The 19,005-nt window shown below is 49.0% G+C and carries 17 protein-coding genes, 1 other RNA gene and 1 pseudogene; 13 read left to right on the top strand and 6 right to left on the bottom strand.

The genetic code is table 11. The features are described 5' to 3' along the window. Window positions 1-274: 274 nt before the first annotated feature. The 3 genes from ACED36_RS07505 to ACED36_RS07495 all read left to right on the top strand — a co-directional run bounded on the left by ACED36_RS07505 (window position 275) and on the right by ACED36_RS07495 (window position 4,931). Window positions 275-1,354, top strand: a complete 1,080-nt coding sequence (locus tag ACED36_RS07505; RefSeq protein ID WP_016958485.1) for an efflux RND transporter periplasmic adaptor subunit — start codon at window positions 275-277, stop codon at window positions 1,352-1,354. Further along, complete coding sequence (locus ACED36_RS07500; protein ID WP_371733024.1) at window positions 1,355-4,483, top strand: multidrug efflux RND transporter permease subunit; 3,129 nt, start codon at window positions 1,355-1,357, stop codon at window positions 4,481-4,483. A gap of 130 nt (window positions 4,484-4,613) precedes the next feature. Then, complete coding sequence (locus ACED36_RS07495; protein WP_016958483.1) at window positions 4,614-4,931, top strand: DUF1244 domain-containing protein; 318 nt, start codon at window positions 4,614-4,616, stop codon at window positions 4,929-4,931. A gap of 61 nt (window positions 4,932-4,992) precedes the next feature. Here the strand turns inward: ACED36_RS07495 and ACED36_RS07490 are convergent, their stop codons facing one another. The 3 genes and pseudogenes from ACED36_RS07490 to ACED36_RS07480 form a co-directional block, all read right to left on the bottom strand. Beyond that, window positions 4,993-5,514, bottom strand: coding sequence for a peptide-methionine (S)-S-oxide reductase (locus tag ACED36_RS07490; RefSeq protein ID WP_016958482.1), 522 nt, complete (start codon window positions 5,512-5,514; stop codon window positions 4,993-4,995). Window positions 5,515-5,644: 130 nt separating this feature from the next. Then, window positions 5,645-6,337: pseudogene (queC, locus tag ACED36_RS07485) on the bottom strand (7-cyano-7-deazaguanine synthase QueC); the annotation flags it as partial. 160 nt (window positions 6,338-6,497) lie between these two features. Next, window positions 6,498-7,571: a PLP-dependent cysteine synthase family protein gene (locus tag ACED36_RS07480; protein ID WP_016958478.1), complete on the bottom strand. Its 1,074-nt coding sequence runs from the start codon at window positions 7,569-7,571 to the stop codon at window positions 6,498-6,500. 195 nt (window positions 7,572-7,766) lie between these two features. On the opposite strand from ACED36_RS07480, the gene ACED36_RS07475 reads away from it, so the two are divergent. From ACED36_RS07475 to ACED36_RS07455, 5 genes are all read left to right on the top strand, one after another. Further along, window positions 7,767-8,231 (top strand): Lrp/AsnC family transcriptional regulator, encoded by a 465-nt coding sequence (locus tag ACED36_RS07475; RefSeq protein ID WP_016958477.1) that lies wholly within the window; start codon window positions 7,767-7,769, stop codon window positions 8,229-8,231. 80 nt (window positions 8,232-8,311) lie between these two features. Continuing rightward, window positions 8,312-10,057 (top strand): ABC transporter transmembrane domain-containing protein, encoded by a 1,746-nt coding sequence (locus tag ACED36_RS07470; RefSeq protein WP_371733023.1) that lies wholly within the window; start codon window positions 8,312-8,314, stop codon window positions 10,055-10,057. Further along, window positions 10,054-11,823 (top strand): ABC transporter transmembrane domain-containing protein, encoded by a 1,770-nt coding sequence (locus ACED36_RS07465; RefSeq protein ID WP_371733022.1) that lies wholly within the window; start codon window positions 10,054-10,056, stop codon window positions 11,821-11,823. The genes ACED36_RS07470 and ACED36_RS07465 overlap by 4 nt, the downstream gene beginning before the upstream one ends. A gap of 112 nt (window positions 11,824-11,935) precedes the next feature. After that, window positions 11,936-12,244 (top strand): hypothetical protein, encoded by a 309-nt coding sequence (locus ACED36_RS07460; RefSeq protein WP_371733021.1) that lies wholly within the window; start codon window positions 11,936-11,938, stop codon window positions 12,242-12,244. A 336-nt stretch (window positions 12,245-12,580) separates the two neighbouring features. After that, window positions 12,581-13,504 carry a porin gene (locus ACED36_RS07455; protein ID WP_017004753.1) on the top strand — a complete coding sequence of 308 codons (924 nt, stop codon included), beginning with the start codon at window positions 12,581-12,583 and terminating at the stop codon, window positions 13,502-13,504. A 127-nt stretch (window positions 13,505-13,631) separates the two neighbouring features. On the opposite strand, the gene tesB is transcribed toward ACED36_RS07455, so the two are convergent. After that, on the bottom strand, window positions 13,632-14,495 hold the full coding sequence (tesB, locus tag ACED36_RS07450) for an acyl-CoA thioesterase II (protein ID WP_371733020.1): 864 nt from the start codon (window positions 14,493-14,495) through the stop codon (window positions 13,632-13,634). 234 nt (window positions 14,496-14,729) lie between these two features. On the opposite strand from tesB, the gene ACED36_RS07445 reads away from it, so the two are divergent. Beyond that, on the top strand, window positions 14,730-15,149 hold the full coding sequence (locus tag ACED36_RS07445) for a YbaY family lipoprotein (protein ID WP_017005788.1): 420 nt from the start codon (window positions 14,730-14,732) through the stop codon (window positions 15,147-15,149). A gap of 103 nt (window positions 15,150-15,252) precedes the next feature. Here ACED36_RS07445 and ACED36_RS07440 read toward each other — a convergent pair whose 3' ends face one another. Next, entirely contained in the window at window positions 15,253-15,963 is a 711-nt protein-coding gene (locus ACED36_RS07440; RefSeq protein WP_016958469.1) for a DUF1223 domain-containing protein, read from the bottom strand. A gap of 134 nt (window positions 15,964-16,097) precedes the next feature. Here ACED36_RS07440 and cutA point away from each other — a divergent pair, with 134 nt between their 5' ends. Beyond that, on the top strand, window positions 16,098-16,445 hold the full coding sequence (gene cutA, locus ACED36_RS07435; protein WP_016958468.1) for a divalent-cation tolerance protein CutA: 348 nt from the start codon (window positions 16,098-16,100) through the stop codon (window positions 16,443-16,445). A 28-nt stretch (window positions 16,446-16,473) separates the two neighbouring features. On the opposite strand, the gene ACED36_RS07430 is transcribed toward cutA, so the two are convergent. Beyond that, window positions 16,474-16,785, bottom strand: coding sequence for an MGMT family protein (locus ACED36_RS07430; protein ID WP_016958467.1), 312 nt, complete (start codon window positions 16,783-16,785; stop codon window positions 16,474-16,476). Between the two features lie 194 nt (window positions 16,786-16,979). Between ACED36_RS07430 and ACED36_RS07425 the strand changes: the two genes are divergently transcribed. From ACED36_RS07425 to ACED36_RS07415, 3 genes are all read left to right on the top strand, one after another. Then, entirely contained in the window at window positions 16,980-17,714 is a 735-nt protein-coding gene (locus tag ACED36_RS07425) for a hypothetical protein (protein WP_371733019.1), read from the top strand. 136 nt (window positions 17,715-17,850) lie between these two features. Next, window positions 17,851-17,947: signal recognition particle sRNA small type (gene ffs, locus ACED36_RS07420), an RNA gene on the top strand. Between the two features lie 704 nt (window positions 17,948-18,651). Then, the gene (locus ACED36_RS07415; protein ID WP_371733018.1) at window positions 18,652-19,002 is read left to right on the top strand and encodes a hypothetical protein; all 351 of its coding nucleotides are present in this window, start codon (window positions 18,652-18,654) and stop codon (window positions 19,000-19,002) included. Window positions 19,003-19,005: the final 3 nt, after the last annotated feature.

Here is a 19,005-nt window from a genome sequence, read left to right as displayed (position 1 = left end):
GCGGAGCCGTCAGATTTACAGTCTGATCCCTTTGGCCACTCGGGAATCCCACCACAAGTGCGGGGCGCATATTATCAAACGAAGGGAAGCTGTAAAGCCTTTTTAACGAAAACAACGCGCGTTTGCTGGTTTTTTCGGCGTTGATACGCCGTGTTGGAGCAATTTGGGGGATTTTGCGTGATTGGCGTAAACTTTTCTCGGATTTACATTTCTTTACCGCACGCAAGATAGGCATAGAGTAGACTATGGCGAGTTGTTATTTACGGTTAATAAAATGAAAAACAAACTCCTTTTCACTGCTGCCATTGTCCTTGGCGGCGTGAGCTACTTCGCTTGGCAAAGTAAAACAGAAGCGGCAGATAGCCCCTCTGGGCATCCTGCTCGTGCGGCGATTGCCGTTGCGACCGCGCAGGTAGAAGAATATCCCGTTGCACGCAACCTATCGTTGATTGGTAACCTCAAATCTGAAAACTCTGTGATCATCTCCCCTGAGGTTGGCGGTAAAATTGATGCGATTCATGTTCGCGCGGGTCAACAAGTCAAAGAAGGCACGCCACTACTGACATTAGAAACGGCCAAGGCACAAGCGTCAGTAGCCGAAGCGCAAGCCTTCCATAAAGACGAAATGCGCAAATTGGGTGAGTTTGCCAAACTGCACAAGCGCGGCGCTTTAACCAAAACTGAACTCGATGCCCAACAGTCAAGTGTCGACATCGCTAGAGCGCGTCTGGATGCGGCACAAGCCGATCTGGATGACCTTCACATCAAAGCGCCGTTCGCGGGCACTGTGGGCTTGGTGGATATCACCCGTGGCCAACTGGTATCTGCGGGCGAAGCGCTTCTGAACCTGGATGATCTGGCCTTGATGCAATTAGACATCAACGTGCCTGAGCAATACCTGAGTGAACTGAGCAAAGACATTAACGTGACTGCTCGTACCAAAGCGTGGAAAGACAAAACCTTTGATGGGGAACTAACGGCTGTCGATTCACGCATAAACAACGACACGCTTAACCTGCGTGCGCGTATCGACATTGATAACGGTGATCGTTTGCTGCGCCCAGGGATGATGATGGAAGCCACGCTGGGCTTTGCTCCGCAGGTGACCACAGTGATTCCGGTTCAAGCGATCGAATACTCTGGCACGAAACGCTTTGTTTATCTGGTCGATGACCAAGGTATTGCGCATCGCACCGAAGTGAAGTTGGGCGCGCGCGTTGAAAACAAAGTCACCGTCGAAAGCGGCCTTGAACTTGGTGACCGCATCGTGGTGCAAGGTCTCGTGAGCATGCGTGATGGCACTAAAGTTAACGATCTGACCGCAGCCAAAGCCGCGAAAAACGAGGGCGAATAAATGTGGCTCTCGGATGTCTCTGTTAAGCGACCGGTTGTCGCGATTGTACTGAGCCTGCTGCTGTGTGTTTTCGGTATCGTTTCTTTTAGTAATCTTTCTGTACGCGAATACCCAGATATCGACAGCCCTGTGGTGTCGGTGATGACCCGTTATGCGGGGGCGTCAGCCAGCATCATGGAAAGTCAGATCACCCAGGTATTGGAAGATGAGCTTTCTGGTATCAGTGGCATTGAGGAAATTACCTCTGTCAGCCGTAACGGCATGTCTCGTATCACGGTTGAATTTGATATCGACTGGGATTTAACAGAAGGCGTGAGTGATGTGCGTGACGCCGTCGCGCGAGCACAACGTGGTCTCCCTGACGAAGCTGATGAACCGGTCGTGTCCAAATCCAACGGCTCGGGTGAAGCGTCAATCTACATCAACCTTGCTTCGCCTGAAATGGACAGAACACAGCTGACAGAATACGCACAGCGCGTGCTGGAAGATAAATTCAGCCTGCTATCTGGTGTGAGTTCTGTTGAGCTATATGGTGCATTGTACAAAGTCATGTACGTGCGTCTCGACCCTGTTTTGATGGCGGGTCGCGGTGTCACCACGGAAGACATTACCTCAACACTTCGTCGTGAAAACCTCGAAAGTCCAGGTGGTGAAATTCGTAACGACATCACCAAGATGACGGTACGTACCGAGCGTTTGTATCAAACACCAGAAGATTTTCAGTATCTGGTGGTCCGCACAGCACAAGATGGCAGCCCGATTTATCTAAAAGATGTGGCTGACGTTTATATTGGCTCCCAAAACGAAAATGCCACATACAAAAACAACGGCATCAACAACCTCAGCTTAGGGATCGTACCGCAATCTGATGCGAACCCGTTGGATGTCGCTGTCGGCGTGCGAGCGCTGGTTGACGAGTTCCAGCAGTTCCTGCCCGCAGGGGCAAGCCTTTGGGTAGACTATGACTCGACTATCTTTATCGAGCGTTCCATTGATGAGGTTTACAGCACTCTGTTTGTAACAGGGGCACTGGTAGTGCTAGTGCTGTATATCTTCATTGGGCAGGTTCGCGCGACATTGATCCCTGCGATCACAGTACCTGTGTCGCTGATCTCTGCATTTATTGCCGCGTACTTCTTTGGTTTCTCTATCAACCTACTGACCTTGATGGCGCTTATTCTTTCCATTGGTCTGGTGGTTGATGACGCCATCGTGGTGGTCGAGAACATGTTCCACCATATCGAAAAAGGCGAAACGCCGTTGGTGGCAGCCTTCAACGGCACGCGAGAAGTGGGCTTTGCGGTCGTGGCGACAACGGCTGTACTGGTGATGGTGTTCCTGCCGATCTCCTTTATGGATGGCATGGTCGGAAAACTGTTTACCGAGTTCTCCGTACTGCTCGCGATGTCTGTGATTTTCTCCTCTATCGTGGCATTAACACTAACGCCAGTGCTGGGCAGTAAAATCCTCAAAGCCAACGTGAAGCGTGGCGCGTTCAATCGCATGGTCGATAACTTCTTCGAGAAATTCGAAAATGGATATCGCAGCATGGTAACCGTTGCTGTTGCCGCGCGATTCGTCGCGCCGCTGGTGATTATTGCCTGTATTGGTGGTAGCGCCTTTTTGATGAAAAACTTGCCAGCACAGCTCGTGCCGCAAGAAGATCGCGGCGTGCTGATGGCCTTTGTTAAAGGCGCAGAAGGCACAGCGTACAACCGTATGGTTGGCAACATGGAAGAAGTTGAGCGACGCCTGATGCCATTGGTGGAAGAAGGCCTGCTGACATCTATCAGTTTGCAAGCACCAGCATTTGGCGGCATGGCCGGCGATCAAACAGGCTTTGTGATCATGCAGTTGGAAGACTGGGACAACCGAGACGAAACCGCAGGCCAAGCCCTAGGCCGTGTTCGCCAAGCCTTAGCCGGTATTCCTGATATTTTCGTGCGCGCCTTTATGCCGGGTTTCCGTGGGGGGTCAAGCGAGCCTGTGCAATTGGTGCTTGGTGGTCCTGATTATCAAGAACTCAACAAGTGGGCACAATTGCTCGTGGACGAAGCCAATAACAGCCCAATGCTGCAAGGGGTGGATCTCGATTACGCAGAAACCACGCCAGAGCTTGTTGTGAAAATTGACCGTCAACGTGCGGCAGAGCTGGGTATCAGTGTCGATGAAGTGTCTAACACCATGGAAGTCATGTTGGGCGGACGCACTGAGACCACGTTTGTGGATCGTGGTGAAGAGTTCGATGTGTATCTTCGTGGTGATGAATCGCGCTTCAACAGCAAAGATGATATCAGCCAGATTTACATGCGCACCCGCAATGGCGATCTGGTGAGTTTGGATACGCTAGCAGAAGTGGAAGAAGTGGCGTCCGCGCAGACATTGCGTCACTTCAATAAGCAAAAAGCCATCACTCTGAAAGCCAACTTGGGTGACGGTTACACCTTAGGCGATGCACTTGATTTTCTGGATGCCAAAGCCATCGAATTGCTGCCAGCCGATATTTCTGTCAGTTATTCAGGTGAGTCCGCAGAGTTTAAAGACAACCAAAGCAGCATCTTGATTGTGTTTAGCTTGGCGTTGCTGGTGGCTTATTTGGTGCTTGCCGCTCAGTTTGAAAGCTTCGTGAATCCGCTGGTGGTCATGCTGACTGTTCCAATGGGGATTTTCGGTGGCTTTGCTGGTCTATGGCTGACCAATCAAGGGCTCAATATCTACTCACAAATTGGCATGATCATGTTGATTGGTATGGTGACCAAAAACGGTATCTTGATCGTGGAGTTCGCCAACCAGCTTCGTGACCGTGGTGTGCTGTTTGAACAAGCGATTGTTGATGCGTCTGTGCGTCGTCTGCGCCCAATTATGATGACGGCATTCACCACGATCATTGGTGCGATTCCGTTGATTATTTCGACGGGCGCAGGCTATGAAAGCCGTGTTGCCGTGGGTACGGTGATTTTTGCGGGCATGACGTTCGCAACAGCGGTGACCTTGTTCGTTATTCCGGCTATGTATCGTCTGCTTTCAGTCAAAACCCATTCTCCGGGTTATGTTGAAGCGCAGTTGAATGCCGAGCTTGAAGCTGCCAAGCCGCATCGCGCGGCACATGGCGAATTCGACGCGCGCTAATTGTCTGAGACCGCACAATAAAAATGCCAGCCTTGCTAAGAGGCTGGCATTTTTTTATTTGGTTTTCCGTGCTGAGCATTGGTAAGGTTGAACGATAACGAATTCAATAAGCATCAACGGGAAAAAAGTCATGTCTGATAAATTGACGCAAGAACAACAAGATCAACTGGATGCCGCCACGTTCCGTCGCTTCCTATCGCATCTGGACAACAACAAAGATGTTCAGAATATCGACCTAATGATTCTGGCGGATTTTTGTCGTAACTGCCTGAGCAAGTGGTACAAAGCAGAAGCCGATAGCAAAGGCATTGACGTAAGTGACGACGAAGCCCGTGAGCGAGTTTACGGCATGTCTTACAGCGAGTGGAAAGCAAACCACCAACTGCCAGCTACGGATGAGCAAATGGTGGCATTTAAGAAACGTCAGGATGCAAAAGCCGACAAGTAAGCTGATGTAAATGCTTACGCAGAGTGAAAGAAAAAGAAAAAAGCGCCAATTGGTGCTTTTTTTACGCCCGTTCTGCGCCATAAACGGTTTCGCGAAGGTATTGCACGGCAGACGGTTTAACCAGCCTTGGGAATGTTATCGCCAGTGTTTTTAGTTTTGGCAGAATTTTCGAATCACAAAACGGTTTGTCAGGTTGACGCCAAAAGTAGTTTTGTACCGCAGAGGGGTTGGGATAAAACGCGACAAACGGCTTCGCTGATGTCATGACAGGCGCATCAAAATCAGATGCAGCGATAGCAATCGCGTTGGCCACAGCAGCATGCTGTTGTTTGTCTATTGCATACATTGCGCTTGGGTATTTCTCTCTTGCACTGTGGTTTGAGGTGCAAGAGTGTGTAGAAAGGTGCACGCGGGCGATATCTTCTAAAGATACAGTTTTTTCATCGAAGGCAAAAAATGCCGCTTCCACGTATTTGCCTTGCTTCGATGCCACAAAGCCTTGCTCAACGTTGGAAACACCGCGTAATGAACTGAATACCGCTTCCATACACCAGTAACAGGTGCCACTTACTGCAAGATACATGCATCCTCCTTTGAATTTCGCTATCAATAGAAACCGGAGATGCAGGAATAACTTTCATTAAATGATAAAAAAGGCAGACTGTGCTGCCTTGTTTTCTGGTTTGCCTGACTTTTAGAGCTTGAAAGCGAAGTTAGGCTTTTTCGTTCAACGATGCCATCACTGCATCTTTGTCATCAAGATAGCTATCTAGCCCTTTTTGGCGCAAATCACAGGCAGGGCAATCGCCACAGCCTTTGCCAATCACGCCGTTGTAGCAAGTTAGGGTGTTATCGCGAACATACTCAAGGTTACTGAACTTGTCTGCCAGCGCCCAGGTTTCCGCTTTGTTTAGCCACATCAAAGGCGTTCGAATTTCCAGTTCACGATCCATTCCCAGCACCAATGACTTGTTCATTGCCTGAACAAAATCATTGCGACAATCTGGGTAGCCAGAGAAATCGGTCTCACACACACCCGTGATCACGGTTTGTGCGCCCAACTGATACGCGTAAATCCCTGCCAGTGTCAGGAATAAAATATTACGACCCGGTACAAATGAGTTTGGTAGGCCGTTTTCTTGCAGTTCGTGTGAAACAGGAATGTTGTCACGGGTCAGCGAGCTTATCGCCAACTCATTCAGCAGACCGACATCCATGACCTTGTGTGATGTCGCGCCGAGCGTTTCAGCCACATCACGAGCCACTTCAATTTCTTGCTTGTGGCGTTGACCATAATCGAAGGTAATACAATGCACTTCGTCAAATTCAGACAGCGCCTGAATCAGGCAGGTTGTTGAATCCTGACCGCCACTAAAGACGACAACCGCTTTTTTCATGGGTAAACCTTTAACCGTTTGTAGATAGTTTCTTAGGTGCGGAGTTTAGCGCAGAAGGGTGAGGAGCTCTATGCGGCTTTTAGACTTGTGATGATTTTCATAAATCAACTCAGTATGCATTAAAAAAGGCGCATCAATGTGCGCCTTTCGAATAGAAGTGAGGTGGGTATTACCCGCCAAACTTCTGCAAATACGCCAGCGTTGGCGCAACATCACCGATATTGGCTTCTACCCATGCTTCATCGAAATAGGTATCAAGATAGCGATCGCCGCTGTCGCACAACAGGGTGACGATTGAGCCTTTCTCGCCGCGCGCTTGCATCTCTTCAGCCAGTTTCAACGCGCCGAACAGGTTAGTGCCTGTGGATGCGCCTGCTTTGCGGCCCAAAATCCCTTCCAGCCAGTGAACGGTTGCCACACTGTCTGCGTCAGCAATGGTTTCCATGCGATCAATCACGCCGGGAATAAAGCTCGGCTCAACGCGCGGGCGGCCAATGCCTTCGATTTTTCCGCCGCGATCAAGCGTCAGGGAACAATCTCCGGTTTTGTAGAATTCGTGGAATACCGAGTTTTCAGGGTCAACCGCCAGCAGTTGGGTTTCATGACAACGGTAGCGAATAAAACGACCAATGGTTGCCGATGTGCCGCCTGTGCCTGGGCTCATCACAATCCAGCTTGGCACGGGGTAACGCTCGAACTTCATCTGACCGAAAATACTGTTAGCGATGTTGTTGTTACTGCGCCAGTCGGTTGCGCGTTCGGCGTAGGTGAACTGATCCATGTAATGGCCGTTCAACTCTTTTGCCAAGCGACGAGATTCAGCATAAATCGCATCAGAACGATCAACGAAATGCGCTTCGCCGCCGTAGAATTGGATTTGCTCGATTTTCTTTTTCGCCGTGGTGCACGGCACAACCGCAATAAAGCGGAGGCCAAGCAAGCGGGCGAAGTAGGCTTCAGAAATGGCCGTGCTGCCAGATGACGACTCAATGACCGTGGTGCCTTCTTTAATCCAACCATTACACAAACCGTAGAGAAAAAGTGAGCGTGCAAGGCGGTGTTTCAGGCTACCTGTTGGATGGGTACTTTCATCTTTGAGGTAAATATCAATATCGCTGAAATAGGGTAAATCCAGCTTAATCAAGTGGGTGTCCGCTGAACGTTGGAAATCCGCTTCTATTTTACGAATTGCCTCGCAAACCCAGTGAGACGAAGTGTTAGTGCTAACGGTGTCGGTCATCATTGGTCAAACTCTTACTGCATAGTTGATACCTAAACTATAAGCGGTTGTTAAGAGTAATGTTTTGCCATTTATCGTTTATAAATCGCCATGCGTGGAAAATAATTCTAAAATAAACGGAATTGTAGGAATAATTTCTCTCATAGGCTAGTTGGAGGAATGATTCATCGTGTTTCGCGCAAAAATGGTAAACCGTTAATGGCTATTTCCTTAGATAATATTGATCGTCAACTCTTGGATTGGTTGCAACGTGATGCGTCGCTATCGCTGTCTGATTTGGCCGAGAAGGTCAACCTCACTACTACGCCCTGTTGGAAGCGGTTAAAGCGCCTTGAAGAATGTGGCGTGTTGCGAAAGCGCGTGGCGCTGTTAGATCCTCAAGCGCTTGGGTTGTCGTTCACGGCATTTGTACACATAAAAACTGCCGATCATTCAGAGAGCTGGTATCGCAAGTTTGTGGATGCGGTGACGCCATTTCCAGAAGTGATGGAGTGCTACCGCATGGCGGGGGAATACGACTACATGATGAAGGTACAAGTGGCAGACATGGCAGCTTATGATCAGTTTTACAAAAAGCTGGTGAACAGCTTAGAGGGTCTGACCAATGTGACCTCAACCTTTGCGATGGAACCGCTGAAGTACACCACGGCATTGCCTCTTTGATGCCTCATCTTGTTAGATGTTTCACCTGATAAAAATATAAAAATTATTAGAACTAAAAGTCATCGCGCACAGGAGGATGAATGCGCATTTTCGTCGAGCTAGGTTGGTATTTTCGACAGGCGTGGAAGCGCTATGTCGGTGCCATTGTCATATTTGTTTTCGTCGCGACGTTTGAACTGATCCCACCAAAAGCGATCGGTTGGTTGGTGGACGGCGTCATGGCAGGCGACATTACCCGAGAGCATATGCTGATGGCGCTTGGCGCTATCGTGCTGCTTTGGTTTGTTGTCTATGCGCTACGTATTATCTGGCGAGTCTGGTTATTTGGTGCAGCGGCGGGGCTTGGCACTGTGCTGCGCGATAAGTTATATCGCCATTTCACTACCCATTCGCCTCGCTTCTTTGAACGCTATCGCACTGGCGATCTCATGGCGCGTTCCACCAATGATGTGAAAGCGGTGGTGATGACCGCAGGTGAAGGTGTGCTCACGTTGGCGGACTCGGTGATCACAGGCTTGGCCGTGCTGATCGTGATGACCACGACCATTAGCTGGGAGCTGACTCTTTTGGCGCTTGCGCCTATGCCTGTTATGGCGTTTATGGTGAACCGATTTGGCACGCAGTTGCATCATCGTTTCTCCGCATCACAAGCCGCGTTTTCTGATCTGTCTGATGAAACCCAATCGTCGCTCAATGGCATTCGCATGATCCGCGCGTTTGGCTTGGAATCTCAGCAAATTGCGCGTTTTAACAAGGTCGCCGATGACACGGGCGAGAAAAACATGGCGGTGGCGAAAGTCGATGCCATGTTCGATCCGGTGATTTTCGTCACCATCGGCACCTCGTTCTTCTGCTCTATCACAGGCGGCGGTTATATGGTCGCCAATGGCACGCTGACGCTCGGTGAGCTGACGGCATTCACCTTGTATCAAGGCTTGATGATTTGGCCAATGTTGGCGGTTGCGTGGCTATTTAACATCATCGAACGTGGTGCGGCAGCGTGGAAGCGTATCAAAGAAGTGTTGGATGAAACCTCAGAGCTTCAAGACGGTGAGATGCCGTTACCGGAAAATCCGCAGACGCTTGCCATTACCCTCGATCAATTTACTTGGCGTGGTCATGATATTCCCGCATTGCGCGATATTGCTATCGAGCTTCCGGCGGGGAAAATGCTCGGCATTGCTGGCCCCGTTGGCAGCGGAAAATCGACCCTGCTTTCCTTGATGCTGCGTTTTGAAGATCCGGTTCAAGGCGCCGTGAAATATGGCGGCGTCAGTTTGAAAGAATTTAAGATCGGCGAGTGGCGCAGCAAATTGGCCGTGGTCACCCAAACGCCATTTTTGTTCTCGCGTTCCATTGCGGAAAACATCGCGCTGGGCAGACCGGACGCGACACACGAGCAGATACGCGCCGCGGCCAAACTCGCATGTATCGATGACGACATTCTCCAGTTCCGCGAAGGCTATGAAACCCTCGTCGGCGAGAAAGGCATTACGCTATCTGGCGGTCAAAAACAGCGCATTTCGATTGCACGTGCTTTGTTACTCGATGCGGAGATTCTGGTATTGGATGATGCCTTGTCAGCCGTTGATGGTCGCACTGAGCACCATATTCTGAAAAACCTTCACGACCGCGCACAGCACCAAACCACGGTGGTGATTGCGCACCGACTTTCAGCACTGGAAGCGGCCGATGAGATCATCGTGTTGCAAAAAGGGCATGTCGAAGAGCGCGGCACACATAATACGCTGGTGGCAGCTAACGGATGGTACGCAGAAATGCAGCATTACCAGCAACTCGAACAAGCGCTGGAGGCGTCGCTATGAGTAAACGTGACGTCTTAGCGCGATTGCTGCGTTACTTGCTGGATGACAAAAAAGGCTTCGCGATTGCCGCCGCATTGTTGCTGGTTGCCGCGGTTGCGGATGTCAGTGGCCCTTGGTTGATACGCATTTTCCTTGATGATTACCTGGCGAAATCGTATTTCCCGCCCATGGTGTTGTGGGGGCTGGCGATCGGGTACATCTCGGCGACCGTGCTTTCTGCTGCGCTGCACTACAGCTATGGCCTGCGCTTTAGTCGCATTGCGATTGGCATCGTGCAGACCATTCGCAAGAAGGTGTATGCCAGCATCATTAATCAGCCTCTATCTGCGTTTGATTACGTGCCTGCGGGTAAACTTGTCTCTCGGGTGACGAACGACACAGAATCACTCAAAGAGTTGTACGTGCAGGTTATTGCCAGCTTTTTGAACAGTGTGGCGCTTATCACCGCCATGTTGATTGCCATGTACCTGCTTAGTCCAACGCTGACCCTTGTTGTCGCAATTTTGCTGCCGTCCGTGGTGTTTGTGATGTACTACTACCAGCATCGTTCTACGCCTGCGTATCGAGATTCTCGCGATCTACTCACCGACATTAACAGCGTGATGAGCGAGTCGATTCAGGGCATGAGCTTGATCCAGTTAATGGGGCAAGAGCAGCGATTCTCGGAGCGTTTTGCGTCGCTAACCGATCAACACCTGACCACAGAAGTGAAGATCGTCAAAGTGAACGGCATCTTTCTGCGTCCACTGATTGATCTCATGTCCGGTATCGCACTGATCTCATTGACCGCGATTTTTGGCTGGCAGGGAAGTGAAGTGATTGGTGTCGGCGTGCTGTATGCCTTTATCAGTTACCTCGGACGCGTGACAGAACCCTTGATTGAACTGATGCAGCGTTTGTCGCTGTTGCAGCAAGCGATCATGGCCGGCGAGCGATTGTTTGAATTGATGGACGCTAAACCGAATCAATACGGCAGCGATGATGCGCCGATTGAAAATGGCGACATCGAGATTTCCAATCTCACTTTTAGCTACGACGGCAGAACGCCGGTGCTGACTGACATCAATGCGTCGGTCAAAGAAGGTGGGTTCCTCGCGCTGGTCGGACACACGGGCAGCGGAAAGAGCACATTAGCGTCGCTGATGATGGGTTTTTACCCTTTGCAAGCGGGCGAGTTAAAACTCGGTGGTCGGGCTATTTCATCGCTCACGCAAAACGCGATGCGCACAGGCATTGCCATGGTGCAGCAAGACCCGCATGTGTTGTCAGCCACGTTTCGTGAAAACGTTACGCTAGGGCGCAAGATATCTGATGACCATATTTGGCAGGCGCTGGAGCAAGTCGATTTGGCGGATTATGTTCAGCATCTTCCTACCAAGCTTGATACGCCGATTGGTACCGGCGATGTCACTTTGTCCGCGGGTCAAAAACAGTTGTTGGCGCTTGCGCGTGTGCTGGTGGAACGTCCACGTATTTTGATCTTGGATGAGGCCACAGCGAACATTGATTCGGGGACGGAAGAGCGGGTGCAGCGCGCGTTGTCGTCCCTTCGTCATACCATGACCATTGTTGTGATTGCGCACCGACTCTCGACCATTGCCGATGCAGATAAGATTCTGGTGCTGCATCGCGGGCATGTCGAAGAGCAGGGTAGCCATCAGCAGTTGCTGGCTAACAAGGGGCGATATTGGCAGATGTATCAGCTACAACAGACGAAAGCCCATCTGGTGGAGTTGGAGCAAATTGCCAGTGGTGAAGCGGAATAACGCGATTTTCACTGGTCATAAAAGATAAGCTTAAAAGTGGCACACCGTTAGCGTGTACAGAGAACTATACCGTATGTGATCGGTGATAAACCTCGTTATCGGAGTGCCACTTATGAACACAAAACTTGCCTTGTTGTTGATGGCGCTGCCACTGGTTGTTTTTTCGGCACCAGATGCGGCAGAAAATTTAGATGAAATGAACACCCCAGACGCTATTCCCCCCATGAGTCTTCAATCTGACCCCATGCCACAACCTGCGTTAGAGCCTGGTCATTCTCAACTGCCAGAGGCTGTCACGGATTATCAACGTCAGCAAGACGAGCAACAGCCGTACCTGCATGAGCAAGAACTCAACAACTTGAAAAACCGAGATGGCAGTGAGATGTCGGACTATCAAAAAGAAAACCTGTCACTTGAATAGCACGACACGCGCATAACAGATTCTTCAACTTGGGGCTTTGGCGGAATACCGTCAGCCCCTTGGCTTTTTCTCGGCTCTCGTTGTTAATCTCTTTCTTTCCCTTTATTTTTCCTCTTCTCCTCTTTGTTCTCTTTTTTCTCTTTTTTTAGTCCAACACAACTGAAATTTATCAATACGTTGCGCCATTTTGCGAGCCATGTTTGCGGTCATCAAACTGCAATATGACTCGCCATGAAATGTCACCGTTTAGTCACCCAAGCTTCATTTTCAACGTCTACCTTGGCCTTCTCGAAAATGAGATGGCAGAAAGCCCAATATTTAAAAGGACGTTAGAAAATGAAAAAGGCAGCACTCGCTTCAGCAATTCTTTGTGCGTTGGTATCAGCCCCTTCAATGGCTGCAACGGTATACGATGCAGACGGTACAACACTCAAAGTAGGCGGTCGTGCGGAAGCGCGTTTCAACATTTCTGATAACAACGAAAGCACTGAAAATAGCTCGTTCAAAGACAAATCTCGTGCTCGTGTAAACCTGAAAGGTAAAACTGAAATTTCAGATGAGCTGTATGGTTTTGGTAAGTACGAAGCAGAATTTTCAGATGCTGACAGCCTGAAAAACCGTTACTTCTTTGCAGGTTTAGGCTTCTCAGCAGGCGAGCTTTCTTACGGCAAGCAAGATTCTGCGCAAGTGCAACTAACGGATATCACTGATGTCATGGCAACGTTTGGTGCTGACGCAGCAGATGTGGTTTCAGGCAACAAAGATAAGCGCGAAAACAATTTCTTATACGCTGGTGAGTTTGACGGCTTGAGCATTCAAGCGAACTACATCGCAGCAGATGAGAAAGATGCGGACAGTGTGGGCATTTCAGCGCTTTACAGCATCGGTGCATTCGCCGTTGGTGCGGGTTATGTCTCTCAAGATGCGGGGACTGACAGCGACGACCAAATCAACCTTGCTGCACAGTTCAAGCAAGATGCGATTACCTTGGGCGCACTTTACACCATGGCGTCTAAAAGCAACGTAGATTACACAGGCTACGAACTGTCAGCGCAATATAAAGCGACCAAGCAACTTGCTGTCGTGGGTGTATATAACTTTGGTGAGTTTGATAACACGACCACAGAAGAAGCCAACAACATTGCAGTTGAAGCGGTGTACAAATTCAACGGTCACTTACGCACTTACGCGGGTTACAAGTTTGAAGGCATCTCTGGCAAAGACGACCAACTGCAAGCCGGTATTCGTTACGATTTCTAATCGTCCCGTTTCTTGATGGTTATCTTCTCTTGAAAGCTATTTCTTCCTAACAACTGCCCTTGGAAAATAGCAAAGGCCAGCATCACTGCTGGCCTTTATTCTGTGCGTTTATCGTGCTTAACGGAACTTAGTTTTTGCGCTTACGCAGCAAGCCCTCTTGCACCGCGGATGCCACTAACTCGCCTTTCTGGTTGAAGATACTGCCACGAACCAGGGCACGTGAACCACTGGCAGAAGGGCTGTCGATAGCAAACAGTAGCCATTCATCCATACGGAATTCGCGGTGAAACCACATGGCATGATCAATCGTCGCCACTTTCATGCCCGGTGTCATCAGTGTGACGCCATGCGGTTGCATGGCAGTGACTAAGAAACCCCAATCAGAGGCGTAGCCGAGCAGATATTGGTGAATGCGCAAATCGTCCACCATTTTGCCGTTCGCGCGGATCCACAAATACTGCTTCGCTTCCTGCTTTTCCGGCGCTAGCGGATTAACCACTACCACAGGACGAACTTCAATTGGACGGTCACCACCGAAGGTATCACTGATGTGCTTGGGTAAATGCTGTGCAATAGAAGCAACAAGCTCTTTTTCCGACATCAAACCTTCAGGGCCAGCGACATTCGGCATGGTGAACTGATGCTCAAGGCCGGGTTCATGCAAATGATAAGACGCCGTTAGATAGAAAATCGGCTTGCCTTTTTGTACTGCCTTTACGCGACGTGTCGAAAAGCTTTGTCCGTCTCTGAGATTTTCGACGTCATAAATAATCGGTTTTTCTGGGTCACCAGGGCGCAAGAAATAGCTATGGAACGAATGCACGAAACGGTCACTTGCGACAGTGCCTTTTGCAGCGGAGAGCGCTTGTCCTATCACTTGACCGCCGTAAACTTGCGGCAAGCCCAAGTCTTCGCTTTGCCCTCGGTATAAGCCTTCATCAAGCTGTTCAAGGTTCAGAAGTGATAAAAGTGCGTCAAGTTGTGTGCTCATAGTGCTCCTAGCCAAACATAACGGAATGATTTCAAATGCGTTGACAGAAAACTGACAAAATTCTCTCAATCCCCGTATATTACCGAACTTTTTATGGGTTTATGCTTCTAATCAATAGCAAAATAATATTTCAGATTGTGATCTTAAATCCACAATTGTAGGGAGGAATACGCCCCTGCAGTGTTAAACTCTTGTTATTGTTATCAATAATATGGTCGCCTTGGAGTACAAGTAATGAAAAAAGCGTTTTATGGTTTCTTCTTGGCGCTGGTCGCTGTGGTTTTTACCGCGTGCAGTGGCTTCACAAAGGAACCCGTCATGGCGACAGTCAACGGTGATGTTTATTACTTACAGCGCATTGCACTTCCTGATAACGCCAAGCTAACCGTGACACTTGCGGATGTGTCTCTCGCAGATGCACCGATGGAAGTGATTAGCAGCCAATCTTACATGACGGAAGGCCAACAAGTTCCTTTGCCATTTAGCTTAAGCTATTCGCCATCAGAAATTAAACCGGGTCATACCTACACAGTGAGCGCGCGCATCGAATTTGATGGGCAATTGCTGTTTATCAGCGACACGGCCAACCCCGTGATCAACGACCCCGCGAAAACGCAGAGCATCAGCATTCAGGTTGTTAGCGCAGCTCGATAGCCTCTACAAAAAAGCGTTGCTCAATGACGACGCAATCAGAATAACAGAGGGGAGCTAAGCTCCCTTTTTTTGATCGGTTGATGCATGTTTTGTCTTTAATTGCTCAAGGCTCAAGCCAGCCTGCAACGGTTTGGATGGGATCGCCCCCACCTTGCGGCGTTAGCCATACCGCGATAGCAGACGGTGTTTCGATGGTGTCTTCATCCAATACAAACTGCCAATGACGCTGACCCGCTTTGGCGTCAAAATCCACCACCACAAATTCGTGCTCAAGGGTTTTACCTCGATTTTCGCCCCGTTTCACTTCCGTGGTTAATCCCATCGCCAACAGTGCAAAATTCGCGTTTAGCCGCTCATTGCCTGCATAGTCAACCCGCAATGTATTGCCGTTCACCGAGGCTTTTAGCACCGATGCGGCAGGGCCATTGGCATAAGGCACGGACTGACGGGCGAAAAAGCCGCGCCATTCTTGATCGTTAATAAACCAGCCGGGGGTATAAACGCCGCTGGCACTACTTTGCGACACTTTCTGGCGCTGACGCTGACTAAAATCAGGTTTGGAAAAGCGATCCGGCCAGCCGATGTCATTCCAGTAATCAACATGAAACGCCATGGGGATCACCTGTGTCCACAATCCATCGCTTTCTTTTAATTGATTGAGAACCGCTTCTGCAGAAGGGCAACTGCTGCATCCTTCTGAGGTAAAAAGCTCCACCACAGTGGCAGGTGAGCCGCTGTTTTCAAAGCTTTGGGCAAGCGCAGGCAATGTTGTGCCCATGGAGACGGATAAGAGCAATAAGAGTGCGATTCGCATAACAGCATCCTGCATCTTGAGGTTACTCGGCGTGAGTGGGGGGTATATTCAAAGACCTTACTCACGTCTTTTTGCTTTCATCAAGACGTGAAAGATTGGCCGAACAAAGCACACAAGCGCAGAGAGGGTATGCCATGACAGCATCAGAAGACGCCTACATTGTCGTGTTAACCACGTTTGCCAACGAGCACATCGGCAAGCGCATCATTGAGTCGTTATTAGAGAAAAAATTAGCGGCCTGTATACAGGTCATGCCTATTCAAAGTTATTACCATTGGCAGGGGAAAATTGCAGAAGATGCCGAAAAGCAAGTGATGATCAAAACGAAAAAGTCATTGTATAAAACAATAGAGTTAGAGATATGCCGTTTGCATGATTACGACGTGCCAGAGATCATCCAACTGCCAATTGAGCAAGGGCTAGATGCGTATCTAGGATGGATAAGCGAGAGTTGCGATCAGGAGAAGAAGCAAGAACCATAAGCTTCGAATCACCCAAGCCGCTTGTTTATCAAACCGGAAAACCGTCCCAGCGGAAACGTCGCAACGAGACCGTGCCGTTATCTTTTACCTCAACGCCGTCATCCCGCAGTTTTTCGCGTTGACGATCGAAGCGTTCACCAATCATCGAAATCTTGCCTTGCCCATTGATTACCCGAAACCAAGGTAGACGACTATCTTTGGGTAAGGAGCCTAATAACTTGCCAACATGCCGCGCATGTCTCGGGAAGCCTGCCATTTTTGCGACATCACCGTAAGTTGTTACTTTTCCTTGGGGTATCTGTATCAAGACCGCGTAGATCTGATCGTCAAAATTAGGCATATTGATATTGAGCACAATGAAAAAGGAAAAGGGTTATTGCTCGCTATCATATCAATTGTGAACAGAAATTGTGGATAGGAAAGCAGCAGATTCTCTTCGCTGCGAAGACAACCCTCAAGGATAAGCAGAAACAAAGACAACCCACCAAGATGATATTGGTTCGATGTCAGCATAAGGCGCAAGGAGGTGCGGTTATGTGGTATGCGACAATGTTAATGGTCACCGCTGCCGTCATGGTTGTTGGGGCCGCACTCTCGGCTGCTATTGCCGATGGAAATATCCCGCTGATTGCCTTCGCAATCCCCGCGCTGTTTTTTATTGGCTCAGGCGGCGTTGCTGTCTGGCTGCTCGCCATCGGGCTTATTGGCTTCGGCGCACTCATGCCATACCAACCCATCGCCATCTCGTTAAGCCTTTGGATGATCCTCCCTGCCTTAGTACTAATCACTGGAGAACGTCGTAACTGGCAGGTTTCATTGCTCGTGATTTCCGTGGTGATTGCCATGGAATGCGGCGTGTTGGCATTGCAAGGGGATGAAAAGCTCGGTGGCGCCATGAGCTACACCTTGCTGCAAATCCTCTGTGTGATCACCGTGTGGGTCTCCGCCTATTTCTGGAAGCCAATAAAAAAACTCAGTTGGTGGCCTGCGCTATTCATTCTCGCACTCTTGGCGGGTGGTTGGACACAAGCCGCCTTGCTCGCGTTCTGCGGCAGTGTGTTAGTGATAACATTGCAAGAATTACAACGTATTGGCGGCGAAGCACGGGGCGACAAACTCAGCGTGATTTTACCGGCCATCGCGTTCGCTACCATCGTCGTGTTCCCGCAATTTAGCGTGCCCAACCCCGTGTTTGTCGCGTGGTTACTGTCACTCACCATTGCATGGTTAGGCGATTACTTGCTCAATGCAGAAAACGAAGAAGAGTAGGGCGGATAAAAACTCACCAGTTAGACAGTGATCGCCAGATAACCCCTTGCAATGGGCTTAGGGTTCACACATAATGCGCTCGAACCAACGGTTTCTTTCATAAGAAATTGTTCGGTAAAAGAATCTATGGAGGCCTCCTTGGTCCTCCCGCAACACTATCTTGTGTATTGGGTCAGATCCGGAAGGAAGCAGCCCCCGCTTGGGACGTGTGTGCCGGGATGTGGCTGGGGAGGCTTCCACCCTTCTAGCGTTTCAAAAATTCCCTTTCTACATTTTCACTCTCCTTTGTTTACCCACACACTCAAAGAAACATGAAAAAACAATGTGATCTGACACTAACCCCTATGTTAACCACCAAAACCTTGCCTCAATACGCCTGTCATATTTCCCTATAATCATATGTAAGAAAACTTTCATTCCTAGATTGACTGGGAAGGACGCTGCGTACTTCGAATACACACAAATAGGATATCAAGATGACAGACGGACAATGGGTGTTTATTGGGTTTGGGCTTCTACTGGTGGCAATAGCGGTGTTATTGCTGGCGCGTGCGGTGAAGCGGGCTGATTCTGGGCGGGCGTGATTTGACCAGAGTGAGTTGGGGTAGCTTGGTTTTGCCCCATTCCGCGTTAGCAAGAAGTATATTCCTTCAATTTAAAATTGAGAGCTGCCGTTAGATTTTCTAATGCCAAACATGAGGTGTGTGGAAGTACTTTAAGCTAGCAGTTTCACAGATAAATCGGTGCTTTAGTCATAGCCTAAGCACCAAAAAAAACAAACTACCAAAGTGACGACATTTTTTGGCCTCGACGCGAAGCAGCTTGGTGACTAGAAGATAACATTGATAGTTATTAGTAAGTTATGCAGCTTTCATTGGTACATGATGCATATGAACTGTACAATACTCGGCTTGTGTGTCTAGATGTTGAGATTCGAATGGAAATCTTTGCCACCCCACTTTTTGTAGCTATCGCTTGGATCTGTACCGTCGTCGGCTGCTTGTATGCTTTTGCTCAAAAAAACAACGTGACTAAAATCACACAGAAATTCGATAAGTTAAACATTTCTCATAACAAACTAAAAGTTGAAAACAATACGCTTCAACAAAAATTCGAATCTTTAGAAATTTCATATAACTCATTGCAAGTTCAAAACACTTCATTAGAACAGAAGATCGTAGAGATCGAAAAGAACGATATCCACGATAACTATCAAGAAGTGCATCAAAACGGCCAGACCAACTTTAACCAAGGTGTAATCAAAGGCGACTTTGTTTACAACAAATAAGAG

It is taken from the genome of Enterovibrio sp. FF113 (assembly GCF_041439165.1).
Classification (GTDB): Bacteria; Pseudomonadota; Gammaproteobacteria; order Enterobacterales; family Vibrionaceae; genus Enterovibrio; species Enterovibrio norvegicus_A.
Note: the sequence above shows the minus strand (reverse complement) of the source record. Positions and strands in the feature narration are given on the sequence as shown.

Excerpts from the sequence above, each read along its gene's own strand:
- ACED36_RS07505 (WP_016958485.1), top strand. The coding sequence starts at position 275 with ATGAAAAACAAACTCCTTTTCACTGCTGCCATTGTCCTTGGCGGCGTG.
- ACED36_RS07500 (WP_371733024.1), top strand. The coding sequence starts at position 1,355 with ATGTGGCTCTCGGATGTCTCTGTTAAGCGACCGGTTGTCGCGATTGTA.
- ACED36_RS07495 (WP_016958483.1), top strand. The coding sequence starts at position 4,614 with ATGTCTGATAAATTGACGCAAGAACAACAAGATCAACTGGATGCCGCC.
- ACED36_RS07490 (WP_016958482.1), bottom strand. The coding sequence starts at position 5,514 with ATGTATCTTGCAGTAAGTGGCACCTGTTACTGGTGTATGGAAGCGGTA.
- ACED36_RS07480 (WP_016958478.1), bottom strand. The coding sequence starts at position 7,571 with ATGATGACCGACACCGTTAGCACTAACACTTCGTCTCACTGGGTTTGC.
- ACED36_RS07475 (WP_016958477.1), top strand. The coding sequence starts at position 7,767 with ATGGCTATTTCCTTAGATAATATTGATCGTCAACTCTTGGATTGGTTG.
- ACED36_RS07470 (WP_371733023.1), top strand. The coding sequence starts at position 8,312 with ATGCGCATTTTCGTCGAGCTAGGTTGGTATTTTCGACAGGCGTGGAAG.
- ACED36_RS07465 (WP_371733022.1), top strand. The coding sequence starts at position 10,054 with ATGAGTAAACGTGACGTCTTAGCGCGATTGCTGCGTTACTTGCTGGAT.
- ACED36_RS07460 (WP_371733021.1), top strand. The coding sequence starts at position 11,936 with ATGAACACAAAACTTGCCTTGTTGTTGATGGCGCTGCCACTGGTTGTT.
- ACED36_RS07455 (WP_017004753.1), top strand. The coding sequence starts at position 12,581 with ATGAAAAAGGCAGCACTCGCTTCAGCAATTCTTTGTGCGTTGGTATCA.
- tesB (WP_371733020.1), bottom strand. The coding sequence starts at position 14,495 with ATGAGCACACAACTTGACGCACTTTTATCACTTCTGAACCTTGAACAG.
- ACED36_RS07445 (WP_017005788.1), top strand. The coding sequence starts at position 14,730 with ATGAAAAAAGCGTTTTATGGTTTCTTCTTGGCGCTGGTCGCTGTGGTT.
- ACED36_RS07440 (WP_016958469.1), bottom strand. The coding sequence starts at position 15,963 with ATGCGAATCGCACTCTTATTGCTCTTATCCGTCTCCATGGGCACAACA.
- cutA (WP_016958468.1), top strand. The coding sequence starts at position 16,098 with ATGACAGCATCAGAAGACGCCTACATTGTCGTGTTAACCACGTTTGCC.
- ACED36_RS07430 (WP_016958467.1), bottom strand. The coding sequence starts at position 16,785 with ATGCCTAATTTTGACGATCAGATCTACGCGGTCTTGATACAGATACCC.
- ACED36_RS07425 (WP_371733019.1), top strand. The coding sequence starts at position 16,980 with ATGTGGTATGCGACAATGTTAATGGTCACCGCTGCCGTCATGGTTGTT.
- ACED36_RS07415 (WP_371733018.1), top strand. The coding sequence starts at position 18,652 with ATGGAAATCTTTGCCACCCCACTTTTTGTAGCTATCGCTTGGATCTGT.